Source organism: Micromonospora sp. MP36 (genome assembly GCF_008119785.1).
In the GTDB taxonomy this organism is placed as follows: Bacteria; Actinomycetota; Actinomycetes; order Mycobacteriales; family Micromonosporaceae; genus Micromonospora.
In genome coordinates this window covers 1-17,339 of sequence record NZ_VSFA01000126.1, presented here as the reverse complement: position 1 = coordinate 17,339, position 17,339 = coordinate 1, and the positions used below count along the sequence as shown (strand labels likewise).

General features: G+C 68.6%; 21 protein-coding genes and 1 pseudogene. 10 read left to right on the top strand and 12 right to left on the bottom strand.

Going from position 1 to position 17,339, the window contains the following annotated elements; all coding sequences use genetic code 11:
• From FXF52_RS36390 to FXF52_RS36375, 4 genes are all read left to right on the top strand, one after another.
• On the top strand, positions 1 to 246 hold a 246-nt coding region (locus tag FXF52_RS36390), incomplete at its 5' end, for a sensor histidine kinase KdpD (protein ID WP_148804215.1).
• A 239-nt stretch (positions 247 to 485) separates the two neighbouring features.
• A complete protein-coding gene (locus FXF52_RS36385; RefSeq protein WP_148804214.1) occupies positions 486 to 1,025 on the top strand; it encodes a PadR family transcriptional regulator in 540 nt (179 codons plus the stop codon).
• 43 nt (positions 1,026 to 1,068) lie between these two features.
• Complete coding sequence (locus FXF52_RS36380; RefSeq protein ID WP_148804213.1) at positions 1,069 to 1,803, top strand: ABC transporter ATP-binding protein; 735 nt, start codon at positions 1,069 to 1,071, stop codon at positions 1,801 to 1,803.
• A 1-nt stretch (position 1,804) separates the two neighbouring features.
• Entirely contained in the window at positions 1,805 to 3,583 is a 1,779-nt protein-coding gene (locus FXF52_RS36375) for an FtsX-like permease family protein (protein WP_148804212.1), read from the top strand.
• 107 nt (positions 3,584 to 3,690) lie between these two features.
• On the opposite strand, the gene map is transcribed toward FXF52_RS36375, so the two are convergent.
• Entirely contained in the window at positions 3,691 to 4,515 is an 825-nt protein-coding gene (gene map / locus FXF52_RS36370; RefSeq protein ID WP_148804211.1) for a type I methionyl aminopeptidase, read from the bottom strand.
• Between the two features lie 87 nt (positions 4,516 to 4,602).
• Here map and FXF52_RS36365 point away from each other — a divergent pair, with 87 nt between their 5' ends.
• Together FXF52_RS36365 and FXF52_RS36360 are read left to right on the top strand one after the other, a co-directional pair.
• The gene (locus FXF52_RS36365; RefSeq protein WP_148804210.1) at positions 4,603 to 4,872 is read left to right on the top strand and encodes a helix-turn-helix domain-containing protein; all 270 of its coding nucleotides are present in this window, start codon (positions 4,603 to 4,605) and stop codon (positions 4,870 to 4,872) included.
• Positions 4,873 to 5,118: 246 nt separating this feature from the next.
• Complete coding sequence (locus FXF52_RS36360) at positions 5,119 to 5,616, top strand: YcxB family protein (RefSeq protein WP_148804209.1); 498 nt, start codon at positions 5,119 to 5,121, stop codon at positions 5,614 to 5,616.
• A gap of 24 nt (positions 5,617 to 5,640) precedes the next feature.
• On the opposite strand, the gene coaD is transcribed toward FXF52_RS36360, so the two are convergent.
• From coaD to FXF52_RS42125, 5 genes are all read right to left on the bottom strand, one after another.
• Positions 5,641 to 6,117 (bottom strand): pantetheine-phosphate adenylyltransferase, encoded by a 477-nt coding sequence (coaD, locus tag FXF52_RS36355; protein WP_148804208.1) that lies wholly within the window; start codon positions 6,115 to 6,117, stop codon positions 5,641 to 5,643.
• A 237-nt stretch (positions 6,118 to 6,354) separates the two neighbouring features.
• Positions 6,355 to 6,702 (bottom strand): VOC family protein, encoded by a 348-nt coding sequence (locus FXF52_RS36350; RefSeq protein WP_148804207.1) that lies wholly within the window; start codon positions 6,700 to 6,702, stop codon positions 6,355 to 6,357.
• A gap of 104 nt (positions 6,703 to 6,806) precedes the next feature.
• Positions 6,807 to 7,424, bottom strand: a complete 618-nt coding sequence (locus FXF52_RS42675; protein ID WP_222870872.1) for a GNAT family N-acetyltransferase — start codon at positions 7,422 to 7,424, stop codon at positions 6,807 to 6,809.
• Positions 7,421 to 7,606, bottom strand: coding sequence for a hypothetical protein (locus FXF52_RS36340; protein WP_148804206.1), 186 nt, complete (start codon positions 7,604 to 7,606; stop codon positions 7,421 to 7,423). Before FXF52_RS36340 ends, FXF52_RS42675 begins: the two co-directional genes overlap by 4 nt.
• 179 nt (positions 7,607 to 7,785) lie before the next feature.
• On the bottom strand, positions 7,786 to 7,947 hold the full coding sequence (locus FXF52_RS42125) for a hypothetical protein (protein ID WP_187413923.1): 162 nt from the start codon (positions 7,945 to 7,947) through the stop codon (positions 7,786 to 7,788).
• Between FXF52_RS42125 and FXF52_RS44290 the strand changes: the two genes are divergently transcribed.
• Entirely contained in the window at positions 7,923 to 8,315 is a 393-nt protein-coding gene (locus tag FXF52_RS44290) for a hypothetical protein (protein ID WP_222870871.1), read from the top strand. The two genes, FXF52_RS42125 and FXF52_RS44290, sit on opposite strands and share 25 nt — an antisense overlap.
• Here FXF52_RS44290 and FXF52_RS44285 read toward each other — a convergent pair.
• Together FXF52_RS44285 and FXF52_RS36325 are read right to left on the bottom strand one after the other, a co-directional pair.
• Positions 8,316 to 8,510, bottom strand: a pseudogene (locus FXF52_RS44285) (VanZ family protein); the annotation flags it as partial.
• A gap of 202 nt (positions 8,511 to 8,712) precedes the next feature.
• Positions 8,713 to 9,612, bottom strand: a complete 900-nt coding sequence (locus FXF52_RS36325; protein ID WP_148804205.1) for a helix-turn-helix domain-containing protein — start codon at positions 9,610 to 9,612, stop codon at positions 8,713 to 8,715.
• A gap of 94 nt (positions 9,613 to 9,706) precedes the next feature.
• Between FXF52_RS36325 and FXF52_RS36320 the strand changes: the two genes are divergently transcribed.
• The 3 genes from FXF52_RS36320 (at position 9,707) to FXF52_RS36310 (ending at position 12,785) form a co-directional block, all read left to right on the top strand.
• Positions 9,707 to 11,035: an MFS transporter gene (locus FXF52_RS36320; RefSeq protein WP_222870870.1), complete on the top strand. Its 1,329-nt coding sequence runs from the start codon at positions 9,707 to 9,709 to the stop codon at positions 11,033 to 11,035.
• Positions 11,036 to 11,064: 29 nt separating this feature from the next.
• Positions 11,065 to 12,108 carry a zinc-dependent alcohol dehydrogenase family protein gene (locus tag FXF52_RS36315; RefSeq protein ID WP_148804216.1) on the top strand — a complete coding sequence of 348 codons (1,044 nt, stop codon included), beginning with the start codon at positions 11,065 to 11,067 and terminating at the stop codon, positions 12,106 to 12,108.
• Between the two features lie 185 nt (positions 12,109 to 12,293).
• On the top strand, positions 12,294 to 12,785 hold the full coding sequence (locus tag FXF52_RS36310; protein ID WP_148804204.1) for a hypothetical protein: 492 nt from the start codon (positions 12,294 to 12,296) through the stop codon (positions 12,783 to 12,785).
• Positions 12,786 to 12,970: 185 nt separating this feature from the next.
• On the opposite strand, the gene FXF52_RS36305 is transcribed toward FXF52_RS36310, so the two are convergent.
• The 4 genes from FXF52_RS36305 to FXF52_RS36290 all read right to left on the bottom strand — a co-directional run bounded on the left by FXF52_RS36305 (position 12,971) and on the right by FXF52_RS36290 (position 17,259).
• Entirely contained in the window at positions 12,971 to 13,651 is a 681-nt protein-coding gene (locus FXF52_RS36305; RefSeq protein WP_148804203.1) for a hypothetical protein, read from the bottom strand.
• Positions 13,652 to 13,874: 223 nt separating this feature from the next.
• Positions 13,875 to 14,771 carry a hypothetical protein gene (locus tag FXF52_RS36300; protein WP_148804202.1) on the bottom strand — a complete coding sequence of 299 codons (897 nt, stop codon included), beginning with the start codon at positions 14,769 to 14,771 and terminating at the stop codon, positions 13,875 to 13,877.
• A 377-nt stretch (positions 14,772 to 15,148) separates the two neighbouring features.
• Entirely contained in the window at positions 15,149 to 16,645 is a 1,497-nt protein-coding gene (locus FXF52_RS36295) for an IMP dehydrogenase (protein ID WP_222870873.1), read from the bottom strand.
• A 269-nt stretch (positions 16,646 to 16,914) separates the two neighbouring features.
• Entirely contained in the window at positions 16,915 to 17,259 is a 345-nt protein-coding gene (locus FXF52_RS36290; protein WP_148804200.1) for a VOC family protein, read from the bottom strand.
• Between the last annotated feature and the right edge of the window lie 80 nt (positions 17,260 to 17,339).

Here is a 17,339-nt window from a genome sequence, read left to right as displayed (position 1 = left end):
GACGGCGACACGAGCGTGCTGCGGGTCGAGAACACGGGTCGCCGGCTCCCACCGGAACTGGTACCGACCCTCACCGAACCTTTCCAGCGCGGAACGGAACGTGTACGCACCGAGGAACACCCCGGCGTCGGCCTCGGCCTGGCCATCGTGCACAGCATCGTCCGCGCCCACGACGGGGCCCTCGACCTCGTGCCCAGCCCCAACGGCGGTCTTCTCGTCACGGTTCGACTGCCCGGCACGCCCTAGGCATCGCCCCTGAGCGGGGCCCGTGCGGGCTTGCGCCATTCTTGGCGGTCAGGTCGAGCGCCACGCCACGCCCATTGACTCTCATGATCATGGCGGATCCGCCAGTGCGGCCCGGCAAGATCATGAGAATCCGCCATCAGGATTGAGAACCTACAAGGGTCTGTTGCGGCACGCCCCTCCCGATTTGACAGCGTCATGGATAGCGGTTATCTATTGTCGATCTACGGAGGGTGTGCTGGGTGCAGGACGTGGTGCTGGCCATGCTGGCGAAGGAACCGGCGTACGGCTACGAGCTGCGTAGCCGGATGCGTGGCGCGCTCGGCCCGCTCGGCGAGGCGATGAACGCCGGGCAGATCTACGTGACGCTGTCCCGGCTGGCCAAGGCGGGGCTGGTGACCTCGCAGCGGGCCGAGGGACTGCCGGACCGGCCGGACCGGCGGGTGTACGCGTTGACTTCGGCGGGGCAGCAGCGGGTCGCCGCGTGGCTGGCCGAGGTGACTTGGCCGAAGCCGGACCTCAGCGAGTTCCATCTCAAGCTGGTGGCGGCCGCTGCCGCCCGGCTGGCCGATCCGGTGGCCCTGATCGATGCGCAGCGGCGCGAGCTGCTACGCCGGCTGCGGGATACCCAGCGGGCTGCGATGGAGCGGTCGGTGGATCCGGTCGTCGGGTTGTTGTTGGAAGGGGTCGTGCTGCGGCTACGGGCCGACCTGGACTGGCTGGAAGCGTGCGAACGGATGTGGACCGAACGCGACCGGACTGAACGGAAGGGGAGCCGATGACCGAGCGGAGCGAGGGCCGCGAGGACATGCCCGGTGGTGCCGCATGACCGGGTCGGCGCTGCTCAGGGCGCGCGGGGTGACCAGGTGGTACGGCCGAGAAAGCGCACTGGTCCGCGCGGTCGACGAGGTCGACCTGGACGTGCCCGCCGGGCAGACGCTGGCGATCATGGGTCCCAGCGGCTGCGGCAAGTCCACCCTGCTGCACCTGCTCGGCGGGCTGCAACGCCCGACCGACGGCGAGATCTGGCTGGCCGAGCACCGGATCGACGGGATGAGCGAACGCGACCTGGCCCGGCTGCGGCGCCACCACATCGGCTTCGTCTTCCAGTCCTTTCACCTCATGGACGAGCTGACCGCGGTGGAGAACGTCGAGCTGGCCGCGTTGCTGGCCGGGTGGTCTCCCCGCCGGGCCCGCAAGCGGGCCATGCACCTGCTGGACCGGGTCGGGCTCGCCGACCGCGCCAAGCACCTGCCGTCGGCGCTGTCCGGCGGCCAGCGTCAGCGGGTCGCCATCGCCCGCGCGTTGAGCAACGAGCCGCTGGTCGTGTTGGCCGACGAGCCCACCGGGAACCTGGACAGCGCCGCCACCCTGGAGGTGCTGCGGTTGTTCGAGGAGCTGCGTACGGCGGGGCAGACGCTGGTGGTGGTTACCCACGACGCGCGCATCGCCGCGGTCGCCGACCGGGTGATCTCCATGCGGGACGGGTCGTTCGCCGACGACAGCCAACTCGCCGAAACCGCCGCCGGCGCGGGCACGGTCTATGGCGGGTGGCGCTGAGGTGGCCGGACGTCTGTTGCTGGTGTGCCGGCTGATGGTGCGGGACCTGCGCCGGCGGCGCACCGAGACCGTACTGCTGCTGCTCGCGATCAGCGCCGCGACCGCGACGCTGACTCTCGGCCTCGCCCTGAACAATGCTCTCGCCCAACCGTACGAGCGGACCCGGGCCGCCACCGCGGGCCCCGACGTGGTGGCGATGCCGGGAGCGACGGGCCCGGAGGCCCTGGCCGCCCTCGCGCCGCTGGCCACCGCGCCCGGTGTCACCGCACACAGCGGACCGTACCCGATCGCCTATCTGATGCTGACCGCATGCGGCAGGACCGTGCCCGCGGTCGTCGCGGGCCGGGACAACTCCCCGGCGGCGCTCGACCGGCCCGCGGTGACCGCCGGCACCTGGGTACGCCCCGGCGGGGTGGTCGTCGAGCCCACCTTCGCCAACGCCCTCGGCGTGCACATCGGCGACACCGTCGACATCAACGGCCACCCGCTGCGGGTGGTCGGGACCGCGGTCACCGCCGCCAGGGCCGTCTACCCGCGCGCCGACTGGCGCGCTGATGAGGGCAGCCCTCTGACCGAGTTCGCCGGCCTGGTATGGGTCGACCGTAGCCAGATCAGTGCGCTGGCCGGCACGCGGCCGCTGTCGTACACGCTGAACTTGAAATACGCCGACCCGCACGCCAGCACCTCGTTTACCCACAAGAGCGTGGGCGGGATCGAATACACCAGTTGGATGGAGATCGCCGACGCGGACGGCAAGCTCGTCAAACAGGCGCGCCTGGCGCTACTGGTCGGCAGCTGGTTGCTCACCGTCCTCGCGGTGGCCAGCGTCGCCAACATCGTCGCCGGCCGCGTCGTCGACCAACGCCGCCGGGTAGGACTACTCAAGGCCGTCGGCGCCGGACCGGCCATGATCGCGGCCGTCCACCTCGCCGAATACCTCGTCATCGGGCTCGCTGCCGCCGGCACCGGCCTGGCCGCCGGCTGGCTCGCCGCACCCGCACTCACCAACCCCGGCGCCGGGCTCCTCGGCTCCACCGGCACCCATCCACCCGCGCTGCGCACCGTGCTCGCCGCCACCGCCCTCGCCCTCGCGATCGCCGCCGTGGCGACGCTGGCACCCGTGCTACGCGCCGCCACCACCGACACCGTCCACGCGCTGGCCGACGCCGCCACGCCACCCCGACGCCGCGGGTGGCGCGTCTGGCTGTCCCGCCGAATGCCCGCCGCCCTGCTGATCGGGATACGCATCAACGCCCGCCGCCCCCGCCGCGCCCGCCTCGTCATGGTGAACACCCTGATCACCACGACCGGGGTCGCCGCCCTGCTCATGGGCCTGGCGCAGGACCCGCGGGTCAAGCTCGGCGAATCGGAGCTGGCCAACCCCCAGAGCGCGCGGACCCTCCAGGCCATGTTCCTCGTCATCGTCGTGCTGTGCGTCCTCGCGCTCATCAACGCCATCGTGAGCACCTGGACCGCGGTCCTCGACGCCCGCCACCCGCTGGCCGTCGCCCGCACGCTCGGCGCCACACCCGGACAAATAACCGCGGGCATGGCGGTGGCGCAGCTTCTTCCCGCGATACCCGGCGTCGCCCTCGGGGTCCCGGCCGGCATCGGGCTGTATCTGGTCGCCAGTACGGGCGACCCGCAGTACGCACCCGCCTCCTGGATGCTGGCCCTGGTACTCGCGGTCCTGCTCACCGTCGCCGCACTCAGCGCCATCCCCGCCCTGGCCGCCACCCGCCGCCCGGTCGCCGACGCCCTCCAATCCACACCAACCTGACCGGCCGCCAATGGCCTACAGTCTGCTCACGGCACCGACGAGCGGAACCGCCGAGCGAGACGGCACTCGCAGCTGACACATCAACTACACAATGCACCGTTGGCGTGCTAGGCGTCCTTTGTGGATAGACGACTGGCGGAATCACCCCTCGTTACGGGGTCCTCCTGTTCACGCCGGGTGAGCACCAAGGGGGCGTCCTCGGTGATGGCGATCGTGTGCTCGGAGTGGGCCGTGCGTGAGCCGTCGGCCGACCGGATGGTCCAGCCGTCGGCGTCATAGACGATCCGGTCGGTCGTGCGGGCGAACCAGGGTTCGAGCGCGAGGGTCAGGCCCGGCCGGAGCGTGAGGCCGCGCCCTGCCCGGCCCTTGTTCGAAACATGGGGATCCTCGTGCATGGTGCGGCCGATGCCGTGGCCACCGAACTCGGTGTTGACCGGATAGCCGTAGTCGTTGGCTACCGCCCAGATGGCCGCCGAGATGTCACCAAGGCGGTTGCCCGGACGCGCCACCTCGATCGCCGCCTCCAACGCTTCCTCGGTGGCGCGGATGATCCGCAGGTCCTCTTCGACGGCGGTTCCGACGACGATCGTGCGCGCGGAGTCGGCCACCCAGCCGTTGACGCGGACCGCGAGGTCCGCGCTGAGTACGTCGCCGTCACGCAGCGTGTAGTCGTGGGGTAGGCCGTGCAGGACCGCGTCGTTGACCGACAGGCAGATGACGTTGCGGAACGGGCCGCGCCCGAAGGACGGCGCATAGTCCCAGTAGCACGACTCCGCCCCGCACCGCTTGATCATGCCGCGCACGTGGTGCTCCAAGTCCAAGAGGTTGACGCCCACCTCGGCGAGCAGGCCGACCTCGGAGAGCACCTCGGCGACGAAACGCCCGGCCACGTGCATGCGTTGGATCTCCGCAGGCGTCTTCAGTTCAATCACGAATACCTCGCGTCACAAGGTGTCGGTATAGTTATACCGGCACGCTAGCACTTGCCGGTATAGTAATACCAGTCATATCCTGGGAGCATGGTCCGCCAACCGCTCACACCTGAGCAGATCGAAGCCGGCAAGCGCCTCGGCGCCCTGCTGCGCCATGCGCGAGCGGGACGCGACCTAGCGGAAGTCGCGCACGCGGCTGGCATCTCGCCGGAAACCCTGCGCAAGATCGAGACCGGACGGCTACCCTCTCCCGGATTCGGCACGATCATCTGCCTCGGTGAGGCGCTCAACCTGCCGCTGCAGGAGTTGGCGGCCACCTGGCGCGGCAGCGACCTCTCGCTGGAAGCCGCCCTGTAGCCGCTGCTCCACCCGTCCACGGAACCGGCCGACAACATCGCAAAGTGACAAGTAGTACCTGTAGCTGGTGCCGGCCATCGCGGGAAAACCATGAGCAGAACCCCATATCGCGTCGCGCTAGTTGTAGTGCCGCTGCCCGCGTGGCACACGGTCATGCCGCTGACAACGGGCGGCCCCCGACGATCCGGCCAGCGGGGCGCGAGCCAGGCGCTGCCCGGAGGCGGGTGGGGGCACTATCGTTCTGGCGTGCACATCCGTTTTGACGTCCCAGCCGATCCCGCCTACCCCGGCCGCGTGGCCGCTGCGCTCAGCAGTGTTCGGCTGCGCAAGTACGGCTATATCGGCGCGGTGCTGGCGGCGGTCGGGGCGATCGGTTTCGCCGTCTCGCGGGGGTTCGCCTGGGGCGACCAGATCTCGCCGCTGTGCATGGCGATGGTCGTGGGTGGCCTGCTGTCGATGCTGTACGCGCCGTTGGTGCGGTTGCGCGCCCGGCGCCGCTCCAGTCGCTACGCTGTCGAGGGCACCTACGACATCACCGACGACAACATCATTATGCGCAGCGGCTCAGAGTCCGGTGGCATCGCCTGGGACGGGGTCGCCCAGGTTAAGGACACCCCTGAATTCTGGATCGTGTACGTCGGCCGGATGCCGGCCACCGTGATCCCACGCCGCTTGATGTCCGCCGAGGACGCCGAGACGTTGCGAGCGTATATGGCCAAACGTGGGCTGCTCCAGCCTCGGTGAACTCATTTTGCCGCCGCCCGGGCGTCACGGTGCGTCACGAGCATTTTTGGATTGAGGGCGCAGTGGTCTTTCCCCCCGTGCCGAGCGGTATTCGCGTGCGACCGTGGACGAAGTGGCGGCCAGCTCCGGACGGGACGGCAGCCAGACGGTCTGAATGCCGAGTTGCTCGTTCATCGCAGCGAGCTGGTACTCCTGGCGAAGGTCCGCGGCCCTACGTACGCCGCGGACGATGACCGTGGCGCCGCGGCGCACGCAGTAGGCGGCGGTCAGGCCGGTCCAGGTGTCCACCTCGACATTGCCCCAGGCTGCCGGCATGGCGTCGCGCACGCGTGCGGCCCTGACAGTGGCCTCGGCGGTTGGTCGCTTGTCGGCGTTCACCGCCAGCAACACGATGACCTGGTCGAACATCACCCGGGCGCGGGCCACAAGGTCGCGGTGCCCCGGGGTGAACGGATCGAACGTACCGGGATAGATCGCCAGCGAACCGTGTGCCGGCGCCACTCCAGGAATTGACGTAGCCGTCACCGCGTCTCCAACCACATGGCCACGATCATGCCAGCAGTGCAGGTGCCGGCCCGACTTTGGGCCTTGCCGTCACCGCCGACCGCCGCAGACTTCCTGATCTGCCGCTTCTAGGGCGCTCGTTGACCGGCGGAGACGTCAGGCTCCGCACGAGTCACCAGCTCGACAGACGCGAGGAGGCTTGTCGGGACGGTAGGCCGTTGGCCCTTCTGCCGGTCAGCGGTGGCTGACGACGTTGACCACCTTGCCGTCTGGGTCGCGGACGAAGAAGCGCCGGACGCCCCACTGCTCGTCGGTAATCGGGTGCACGATCTCTGCGCCCGTCGCGCGTACCGCCTCGTAGGCGGCGTCGACGTCATCGACCTCCACGCTGAGGTCCGGGTTTACGGAGGCCGCTGCATCTTCGGTGATGAGGATGACCTGGGCGGTGGGGTTGGACGGTGAGACCAAGTTGACCACCCAGCCTAGGTTCATCTCTTCGCGGAAGCCCAGAAGCTGGTAGAAGCTGCTGCTCGCGACCGGGTCGGCGGTGGTGATATCGGGCACGGCACGGCGAATCGTCATGCCGGATTTTGGCATGGAAGTACCGGCTCGTACGGGTGGTGGGCCCCGCTCACCAGGCGCCAGGGCGGACGCTGCGGAGCGCTCGAACCATGACGTGCCGGTCGCTACCTGACCGGTGGGCGGCGCATTGCGATGTGGGTCGGGCCGCCGGGCACGAGGGGCAACGCGTCGTCGACGACGGTGAAGCCGAACCGCTCATAGAACGCCACGTTGTCCGGGTCGGAGGTCTCCAGGTAGCAGGCGGTGCCGGCGCGGTCGGCATGTCGAAGTCCCGCGGCGACGAGCCGGGATCCGTGGCCGTGGCCCTGGTGGCTCGGACGTACTCCGAGCACGACGAGGTACCAGTGCGGCTCGGTGGGGTGTGCGCGTGCGGCGTTGGACCCAAGGCGCATGAAGGCGGGGAATGACCGGGGCGCGGCGATCATGGCCTGGATGAGTGCCGGCACGGCCCGCGCCTGCCGGGTGCCGGTCCAGGGGAAAGCGCCCGGAGGCAGCCAGACCGCGACGGCGGCCGTTGCGCCGGCATCGATACTGGCGTACACGGAGCCGAATGGGATCGCGTCGCGCACGGTGGCTTCGAAGAAGGGACGCAGTGCCTGCAAGCGGCGCCGAGGGTCAGGGAAGACGTGGCGGAATGCCGGGTAGGCGGCGTGGCTCGCGATCAGTACGTCCGCTCCTTGCCGGTGCTGTCCGCGGCGAAGTCTGATCGCGTCGGCGTTCACGACGCAACTTCCTCGCCGAGAACGGTAGGGATGGTCACGTTAGCGGTGCGGGGGGGGTGGGCGAGCCACTTGGTCGGCAGCGCACCGACCGCTTTTGGTATGAGCCAGCCCGGCCTCGCATACCAGGCCACGGCAGCTTCAGCGTTGTTGGTGCGACGGATCGGCGTGATCTGCTCGTTCACGAGCCCATGGTGGCAGACGAGGGCGCTGACTCGGGACGTCCGCGCATCCGCGATCCGCGCGCTACTGAAGCGATACGGCGAACCGGCGCGGCCGACGCTCGAACATGCCGACGAGCGGCCTGTGATGCTTGGAGCCGCCCAGGGCAAACCTTGCTGTGGCCGGGGCGGGTCTCCTTCGATCAGACGAGCGGGTCGAACATGATTTCCCGGACCTCCTGCGCGCAGCGGCAGGCGACAGCGAACTTGGCAGCCCACTCCAGCGCCTCCTCGCGTGAGCACGGGCGGATGCCGGTGAGGCGTCTGGCACCATGCTCCCGTGCGGCGGGATCCGACTTGGCCACCGGTCTCCATACTGGCGGGCGCCGACGTGGTGCTCGTTGGCCTGTTCTCTGCGAAGGATAAGGGGTTCGGCGCGAAGCTCGATCTGCTGTCGGCTTTGGTGAAGGCACATGGTGGGCGGGTAGTGGGCCGGCACGTCCAACGGCGGGGTGTCTCACACGGCGGCGCGGCCAGGATGACCGAGTCGTTCTCGCGGCGTACGCTGATCAGCCCCGGCAAAGCACGCGAAATCGCGCAAGCGTGCCGGGTCGCGGAGGTCGGGGTTGCGGTCTTCGTAAATCCGCTGGCGAAACACCAACGAGCTGTTCTCGAAGACATGTTCGGGTGCCTCGTGATCAGCGGCGAGGACCTCTTCACCGTTGAGCAGTGAGTCGTCCACAGAGGACGTCCGGTCCAGCCGCAGGACGTACTGTGCGGCCTCGACCAGGACCGAGCAGCCCGCCGCGAGCGCCAGAATCCGCGGTACCGACGCAAACGCCGCGAACCGCAGCGGGGCGAAGAACCCCAGCGCCGCGAACACCAGCAGGTTGCCGACGACCTGGACCGTCACCGTCAGCTGCGCCATCGCGGACCAACCTCCGGAAGCCCCGTCCGACATGCATGATTAGGCGTCCTCACTTGCCGCATGCCGCGCGTCGTGGAGCGCAGCCGGCTGACGGGTGGCGACGCGCGGACGTGTCGATGAGCGTGCACCTGATCATGCGGAGTGCCGCGGTCGCCAGCGGATGCAGCTTTCTCCGGGTTCTTGTAGCCGGTGCTTTATGTCGTCAGTCAGACCGGTGGGCGGCTTCTGCGATGGCGGTCGCGGACCAGGTGGCGAGGATTTTCAACCGCTCTTCGTGGATGGTTCCAGGCTCGGCGGTGTACACGGTCAGCTCGTGGACGGCGCGCGACGGTGCCGGCAGTACGAGGGGCTGGTAGGTCAGTTCGAGTGCGCCGACGACGGGGTGCTGCAGACGTTTGACTCCTTCGTGCCGGATGCGGATGTCGTGTGATGCCCACATCGCCCGGAATTCGGTGCTGAGGGTGCAGAGCTCGCCGACGAGTTCACGCAGCAGCCGGTCGTCGGGGTGTCGACCGGCCTCGGCGCGCAGTAGGGCGACGGTCGCGGCGGCGCCGGCTTCCCAGTCTGCGAAGAAGTCTTGTGATGCCGGATCGAGGAAGTGGTAGCGGGCGAAGTTCGCTCTGCCGTTGGCCGTGGTGGTGTCGCTGGTGAACATGGGTTCGTGCAGTGCGCGGGCGAGCGCGTTGCTGGCGACCACGTCGAGGCGTCCGTTGCGCAGGAATGCTGCCGACATCGTGATGGAATCGATCAGCCACTGCAGGTGGGGTTCGACCTTTGCCTCAGTGCGTCGGGGATTTCGGCGGGCTTTCGGCCGGGCGGCGTGGGCGAGGTCGAACAGGTAGGTGCGTTCTTCCTCGTCGAGGTGCAGGGCTCGGGCCACGGCGTCGAGGACGTCTTCGGAGATTCCGCTGATGTGGCCTTTCTCCAGTCTTGTGTACCACTCGGTGCTGACGCCGGCGAGGACGGCGACCTCTTCCCGGCGCAGGCCGGGCACCCGGCGCCGGCTACCGGCAGGCAGCCCTGCCTGCTCGGGGCTGATCTTGGCGCGGCGGCTGATCAGGAAGTCACGAATAGTGGTGCGATTATCGGCCGAGTCGGGCATGTTCCCACGGTAAGCCGGGCCAAGCCTGTTTGAGGGGGGAGAGGTTGTACCCCCTATAAACGCCACCTTTTTCATGCCCGGGTGCGGCGCTCAAATGGATGCGAAGACGCTTCCGAAGCTGCACAGGAGTTCATGTATGCAGGGCGAAACAACTCCCCTGAACGGCGGTTCCCGGGCCGGCGCAAGCGCGGCCCGTTCCGCCGCGCTGCCCTTGTTGATCTACGTTCTCGCGCTGGGGACGTTCCTGATGGGCACGACCGAGTTCATCGTGGCGGGTGTGTTGCCCAATATCGCCGGTGACCTGCAGGTCACTGTCGCCCATGCCGGTCTGCTGATCACGGTCTTCGCGATCGGGATGATCGTCGGTGCGCCGCTGATGGCGATGCTCACGCTGCGGCTGCCGCAGCGCGTGGCCCTGATCCTCGTGCTGGCGGTCTTCGCGGTGGGCCACATCGTCGTGGCAGTTGGTGACAGCTTTGCGGTGCTGCTGCTGGCGCGGTTGATCACCGCGTTCGCCACCGGCGCGTTCTGGGCGCTGGCCGCGGTGGTCGCGACCCGCGTCGCGGGGCCGGCGCGTGGAGCGCGGGCCATGGGCCTGGTGAACGCCGGAGGCATGCTCGCCACGGCGCTGGGTGTTCCGCTCGGCGCGTTCGCAGGGCAGCTCATCGGGTGGCGGGGCACGTTCTGGGCCCTCGCGGTGCTGGCGCTGGCTGCTACCGCTCTGATTGCCCGTCACGTTCCTCACGAGGAGGGACACACACGGTCGGTATCGGTGCGCGCCGAACTGGCCGGGCTGCGATCCAGCCGGTTGTGGCTGGCACTGACCGGCTGCGCGGCGACCACCGGTGGCGTCCTGGCCGCCTACTCGTACATCGCGCCGCTGCTCACCGACCAGGCCGGTGTGCCGACACGACTGGTGCCGCTGGCGCTGGTCGGGTTCGGCGTCGGTGCCCTGGTGGGCTCCCTGGTCGCCGGCCGTCACGGCGACGCTCACCCGCACGTGGTCACGCTTGTGGCGCCCGTCGCCACCGCGATCCTGCTTGGGATGATCTGCCTGGCATCGAATATGCCGTGGCTGACCGCCGGTGTCGTCGTGCTGCTCGGGTTCTTCGGGCTGGGCGCGAACCCGGTACTGATCGCCCTCGCCGTGCGTTTCGCCGGCAGGGCTCCCACGCTCGGATCCGCGCTGACCGTGTCGGCGTTCAACGCCGGTACCGCCGTCGGCTCCTGGATCGCCGGTCTGGCGCTGGCTTCCACGCTCGGAGCCGCCGGCCCCGCCGCGGTCGGCCTGGTCATCGTCGTCCTGGCGGTGGTCCCCGCGGTGGCGTTGGCGCTCATCGCGCGCCGCCGCGCCGCGCGTACGCCCGAACCGGGCGACGCCACGACGACCAACGCGCTGGCCCGGGCCGGCGTCGCCATCTGACAATCCCCATAAGAAGTCGAAGGAAGATGATGCGCGCAATCCTCATGCACGGTGCCGGCGACGTCCGCGTCGAGAACGTCCCGGACACCATGATCAAGCTGCCCACCGACGCGCTGGTCCGGATCACCGCGTCCTGCATCTGCGGCAGCGACCTGCACCCGTACCACTCGATGTCCCGCGAGGCCGGCCCGGCACGGATGGGCCACGAACTGATCGGCATCGTCGAGGACACCGGCTCCGAGGTGACCACCCTCAAGCGCGGAGACCTGGTCGTCGCCCCGTTCGCCATCTCCGACAACACCTGCCAGTTCTGCCGCGAGAACCTGCAGACCTCCTGCTCCCACCCCCAGGCAAACTTCTTGGACGGCATCCCCGAGGAAGGCGGGCAGGCCGAAGCGATCCGCATCCCCCTCGCCGACGGCACCCTCGTCAAACTGCCCGTCGCCGCAGACTCCGCGCTCATCCCGTCCCTGCTCACCCTCGCCGACGTCCTCGGCACCGGCTACCACGCCGCCGTCAAGGGCGGCGTACGCAAGGGCAGCACCGTCACCGTCATCGGCGACGGCGCCGTCGGGCTCCTGGCCGTGCTGTCGGCCAAGCGCCTCGGCGCCGAGCAGATCATCCTCATGGGCCGCCACCAGGCCCGCACCGACCTGGGCGTCGAGTTCGGCGCCACCGACGTGGTCACGGAACGCGGTGACGAGGGCATTGCCAAGGTCCGCGAACTGACCGGCGGCCACGGCACCCACGCCGTGCTCGAAGCCGTCGGCCACATGCCCGCCTACGAACAGGCCATCGGCGTCGTCCGCCCCGGCGGTGTGATCAGCCGCGTCGGCGTCCCCCAGTACGAGAACGCCCCCATCGGCTACGCCAGCCTCTTCCGCCACAACATCATCCTCGCCGGCGGCCCCGCACCCGTGCGCGCATACATCGAGGAACTGATGCCCGACATCCTCGACGGCACGATCGAGCCCGGCAAGGTCTTCGACGCCACCACCGACCTCGACGGTGTGCCCGCCGGCTACCAGGACATGGACGACCGCAAGAGCCTCAAGGTCCTCATCAAGCCCTGACGCCAGGTACGGCCCCGCCTTCGGTTCCAGCGCAACGACACGAGGGCGGGACCTTCGTCGTTGCGGCAACGCGCCCACGACACCCTGCTTGAAGGCGTCGCCGACGGAGACCGCACGTGCACACATCTAGCCGCAGGTCGTGCGCGCCGGTTGATCACCCCGCCACGGCTGCCAAGGGTGCCCCGATGGCAAGCCTCGATAATGACGACGTGAGTTCGATCATCAAGTTCTTCGCTGCGCGCGACAACACGATCGCGAGCGGTGTTGTCGGGAGCGGGCCAGGTGAGGATTTCGAGTCGGCGACTTACGGCAACTTCGACGTCTGGTCGACGCTCGAGGAGTGGGAGAGCCTTCTGACGGACCGGGAGCTTGAACAACCCACCGCTGCGGGAGGCCCGGACGTAGTCGCCGGCAGCGATAGCCCTCTGGTCCTGCTCGTCTCTCGCGATCTCACAGAGGCGTTGGCTGATGCTGACGCCGAGGCGCTTGGCGGACTGGCAGAGCGGTGGAGCGTGCTGCGGGCCGAGGAGGGTGAAGCCATCGACGACGAGCTTGCCCGTGAGCTCATCGGAGAGGTGGCGGCACTGGCGGCTGACGCGGTGCGGAGCAGGAACTCCCTCTACTGCTGGGTCTGCTGCCGCGGCACGCACCTCTACCGCGGATCGACACGTGAGTGATGGACGTGCCGAACGCTCGACGCGCGGGGGTGCCGATGCGAGTGTGTGGCGTACGCGGCCCAGACTGCAAGGCTGTCAGTCCCGAGTACGAGTGGCGCGAGACCGAGAACGCCACAATAGGCGCCGACGTACTGACGTAGCCGAGTTTCTTCGGTCGATCCGAGGCCGTCGAAGCGGCTTGCTGGCTACCTGGAGAGGTACGCCTTGATGCTTGTCGGGAAGCGCCCTGCAGCGCCCGCCATGGCGGTCCGCGCCTCGCCGGCCACCGGCACCAGAGTGGTCTGCTTGGGCGGTACGACTATCAGGTCGCCGACCGGTACGACCTGATCGGCCTGCTGGCGCTGGTCTCCCTCGGGATAGGCCCAGATGATGTAGACCAGCCGGACGCTCATTTGTTCGCTGTCGTCATTGCACAGCGACACGGCCGTGAACCGGCTGTTGCGGTCGAGCACATGGCCGGATTCGTCCACGGGGGTGACAACGGGCTCGACATGGACGGCTGGGGCCTTGACCGTCTCCGTGGCGCGCACGGACACGACCACATCCTCGGCCAATTGGGCTCCCTCGCCTGTGAAGATCAGCACGTCGACGCCACCGCCCGGTGGGACGACCAGCTTGCCCAGGTCGCTGCCGTAGACCGTGGTGACCTTTACTGTCGGTAGCGGGCTTCGGGTGGCGTCGAGCGCCGTGAACTCCAGTGTCGGGGCAAGCATTTGGGTGCTGTCGTTGTAGATGGTGAGCAGTTGGTTCATGTACCCGTCCCCGGTGGTGGCCGCGAACTCAAACCGCAGTGTGGCGGCGGGGCGGGGGCGAGCGACGAGCCCGCAGCCGGCGAGCAGCAGCGTGGCCAGGAATCCGGCGATCACCCTGAGGGGTGCTGGCTCTGCGTGCAGATGCCGGCGAGGGCGGGCCGCAGTTGAGGTGAGGAGCACGGAAGCAGAGTACGGGCGGACGCATCGCTGCGTTGACCGTGGTGGGTTGCGGCGGGCAACGGTCGATGCCGACGTGACACTCAACAAGTAGCCGAATTGAGTGTGCGGCGCCGGGCGCATCGGTCAGGGCATAGCCCCTGCGGCGCGCCGACCGGCGTCACTCCGTTCGCTCCGCGCCGTATCCATGGCGCATCCGGAACTTCATCGGATCGGTCCCGGTCGCCGTCACGTGCGCGATCAGCACAGACCTCAGCGACTCGGGAATGTCGGCGCGCTGCGAACCAATCCACTCAAGGGACGTAAACAGCTCTGCGGCCCCATCGAGTTGGCTCGGAGTCAACGATGCCGACGTCAACGCGTTGAAGATCGACTCGGTTGGCTCGGCCACCAGCATGCGCTCGGGTGCCAGCTCGTACCACGGGGTGCCACCCATCGTGGTCGTGTGGCGAGGCGGAAAGCCAGCCCACGCCACCAGCGTTCGGATGCGCTCGATGGCATCGGGGTATCGCCGGGCTACCAGGTCGGCAAGCCTTTCCTCCGCGCCGCTTTCTCGGCGCGACGCCGCCTCGGCGGCCTCGGCAAGAGCTGGCGGCGCTGCCTTCACCCACTGGACGCGGCGCGCCCCTTCCTCAGCCGCTTGACGGGCCAACAACTGCTGGACCTCGCGCGATCCGGTCAGCCCTCGGTCAGCCAGCCAGGCGGTCAGGCCAGGGCCATCACGGAGCTCCGCATCGCAATTTCCGAGGCCGCTAATAGCGGTCTGATGGTGCAGTGCCCAGCGGGCGATCTCGCGGCCGGCGGCATCCGACACGAGGATTGTCGGCCATCCCATGCACCGACAGTGATCTCCGGTGCCGCCGTCAACGACAGCCAGCAGGCGAGTCAGCTCTGCAACCTCGTTGCCCGACACCACAATCCGAGCCGCGTCGGGCCGGTCGAGCTCGTCAACGGACGCCTCGATGATCAGAACTTCAGCAGCCTCAGCCAGCACACGTTCTACCAGCGTTGTGCTGGGAGCCTCGTCACCGTTGCCGATTGTTGGCGCGTCAGTCACAGCGGCGAGCGTACCGGCCGGTCGACAGCCAGGAACGCCCAGCGCGTTTGCAGCGGCTCAGGACAATCCCCGCATTCATGGCCAAACCTCTCACCGCGGCGCCCTGACCTGCCGCAGACCGCGCTCGGGGAGCGCAGCCGGCTGACGGGTGGCGCGCGGACGTGCCGATGTGAATGCGTCGCCCGACCGCCGAGGTGAACGCATGCGTGTGTGCGTGCCAAGCCGTCACGCAGGGACGCCGACGACTGAGCCGGGCGGCACCCCGGGCAATGGACCGAGCGCTAATGCGTCGCCGAGGCGGCGATGAAGCGCGGTGTGCCGTGCTGGGAACGCGGATGCAGTGCCCAGGCTGCCCGTGCGGATGACGAAGCGGCCTTCTACTGCCCGCTGCCGCCTGAGCCGCTGCGCAACCGGACTTCGGCGCCATTCTGTTCGTAGCTCTGCTGCGACACCTGAACAAGCATCGCGTCGCGGTGAAAGTCCGGCAGCGTGATGGCACCGCAGCTGACCATGGTGGCGCGCAGTTTCGCGACCGTACGGGCAATGTTGGGGTAGAGGCTGCCGGCATACGGCACGTAGCCGTCAACGCCTTCCTCGAACGGCAGCTCGGTCTCGCCCTGGTCGTACCGGGCGACGTTCCGGGCCCGTTGGGACCCTTCACCCCAGTATTCCTTGAACATCTGCCCGTCGAGATTGACGAGGTTGGAGGGGCTTTCGTCGAATCGCGCGAAGTAGCGCCCGAGCATGATGAAGTCGGCGCCGAGGGCGAGGGCGATCGCCATGTGGTAGTCGGCGAGGAGACCGCCGTCGCAGCAGATCGGCACGTAGATGCCGGTTTCGTCTGCGTACCGGTCGCGTTCGGCAACCACGTCAATCAGTGCGGAAGCCTGCCCCCGGCCGATGCCTTTCTGGTCGCGGGTGATGCAGATCGACCCGCCGCCGATACCCACCTTGACGAACGCGGCACCGGCATCGGCGAGGTACCGGAATCCGCGGCCGTCGACGACGTTCCCTGCGCCGACCGGGACAGTGCCGTTGAACTCACCAACGGCGTACTGCAACGTCTTCTGCTGCCAGACCGAGTAGCCGTCGGAGGAGTCGATGCACAGCACGTCCGCGCCAGCCTCGACGAGGGCGGGGATCCGGTCGCGGTAGTCGCGAGTGTTGATCCCGGCGCCGACCCGGAACCGCTTATCGTCGTCGATGGACTCGTTGCGGAACTGTTTGTGCAGCTCGTAGTCGCGACGCAGCACAATCGAGGCGAGGTGACCGTCGGCGGTGACGATCGGCAGCAGGTCGAGGCGGTGGTCCCAGATGAGGGTGTTCGCGTCGGACAGCGAGATCGTCGGTGGCGCGGTGACCAGACCGTTGGCCGGGCGCATCCGGGACTCGACCGTGTCGTTGAGGTCGTGACGCTGGGGATGGAAGTCGGCGGTGGAGATCAGGCCGATGAACAGGCCACTCGCGGTGCCGTCGTCGGTGACGACCGCGACGTCCCGTTCGGCGGCCTTGAGCAGGCGGCTGACCTCGCCGAGCGTCGCGGATGGCTTCGTGTTGATGTCGGAGTGCCGGAAGCCCGCCTTGTGGCGTTTGACCGCGCTGACGGACTCAGCCTGCGCCTCGACAGTCTGGTTCTGGTGGATGAAGCTCAGCCCGCCGGTTTGCGCGAGCGCGATGGCGAGGCGGGGCGAGGAGACCGCTTGCATGATCGCGCTGACAAGCGGTACGGCGATGCGCAGCGGCGAGGACCCGCCGACCGGGTGCCGCACGATGGGAGTGGACAGGTCGACGTTGTCCGGGGTGCAGTCCTCGGTGGTGAGGTTCGGCACGAGCAGGTACTCGTTGAGGGTGCGGGAAACCTCGGGGAGGATCACTGCCACGCGTTGCTCCTAAACACTCCGCCACGGCGGGCTGGCTGGAATGCAAACACACGCTACCAGCGCCGCAGCAGCCGCTGCGGTCGGTCCCATAGCCGGGCAGGTCGGCGCCGTAGGTGAGGCCGGCCTCCACGCTCAGCGGGAGGCCCGTGTCCGCTTGCGCCTCTGTGTGAGCACCGCAACGCGCTCCGCCGCTGCACAATATGCGCCAGCCGTGCTCCGCGCGGACGTCCTCGCCGCTCATGGCCGCGGTCAGGACGCGCCGGTCACTCGACCGGGGCGCCGCCGAAGCCGATCTCGTTACCGTCGGGGTCGCGGTAGATCACCTTGCGCACACCGTTCCCGTACGTCTCGCGCGAGGCGGGTTTGATCCCTCGGGCGGCGATGCTCTCGACCCGCTGATCGAGGTCGTCGACGAACACGGTGTGCAGTGCATGGCCGGCGCGCTCGGGCAGCTCCTCGATGTAGAGGTATCGGTGCTCGGCAAGCTCCCACACCGCCTCCGTCGCGTTCGGGAGGAACGCGGGTTCGGAGCCCAGCAGCCGCTCGTACCAGGTGAGCGCGCGCTGGTAGTCGCTCACCGGGAGCCCCGCGAAGAGGTCGACCGTCACGCGTTCACCCTAACCCCGTAACCGCGTGCCTGCACACGGTGAAGAGCCGGCGCCTGCGGTCGATGCCTTCGAGCACGACA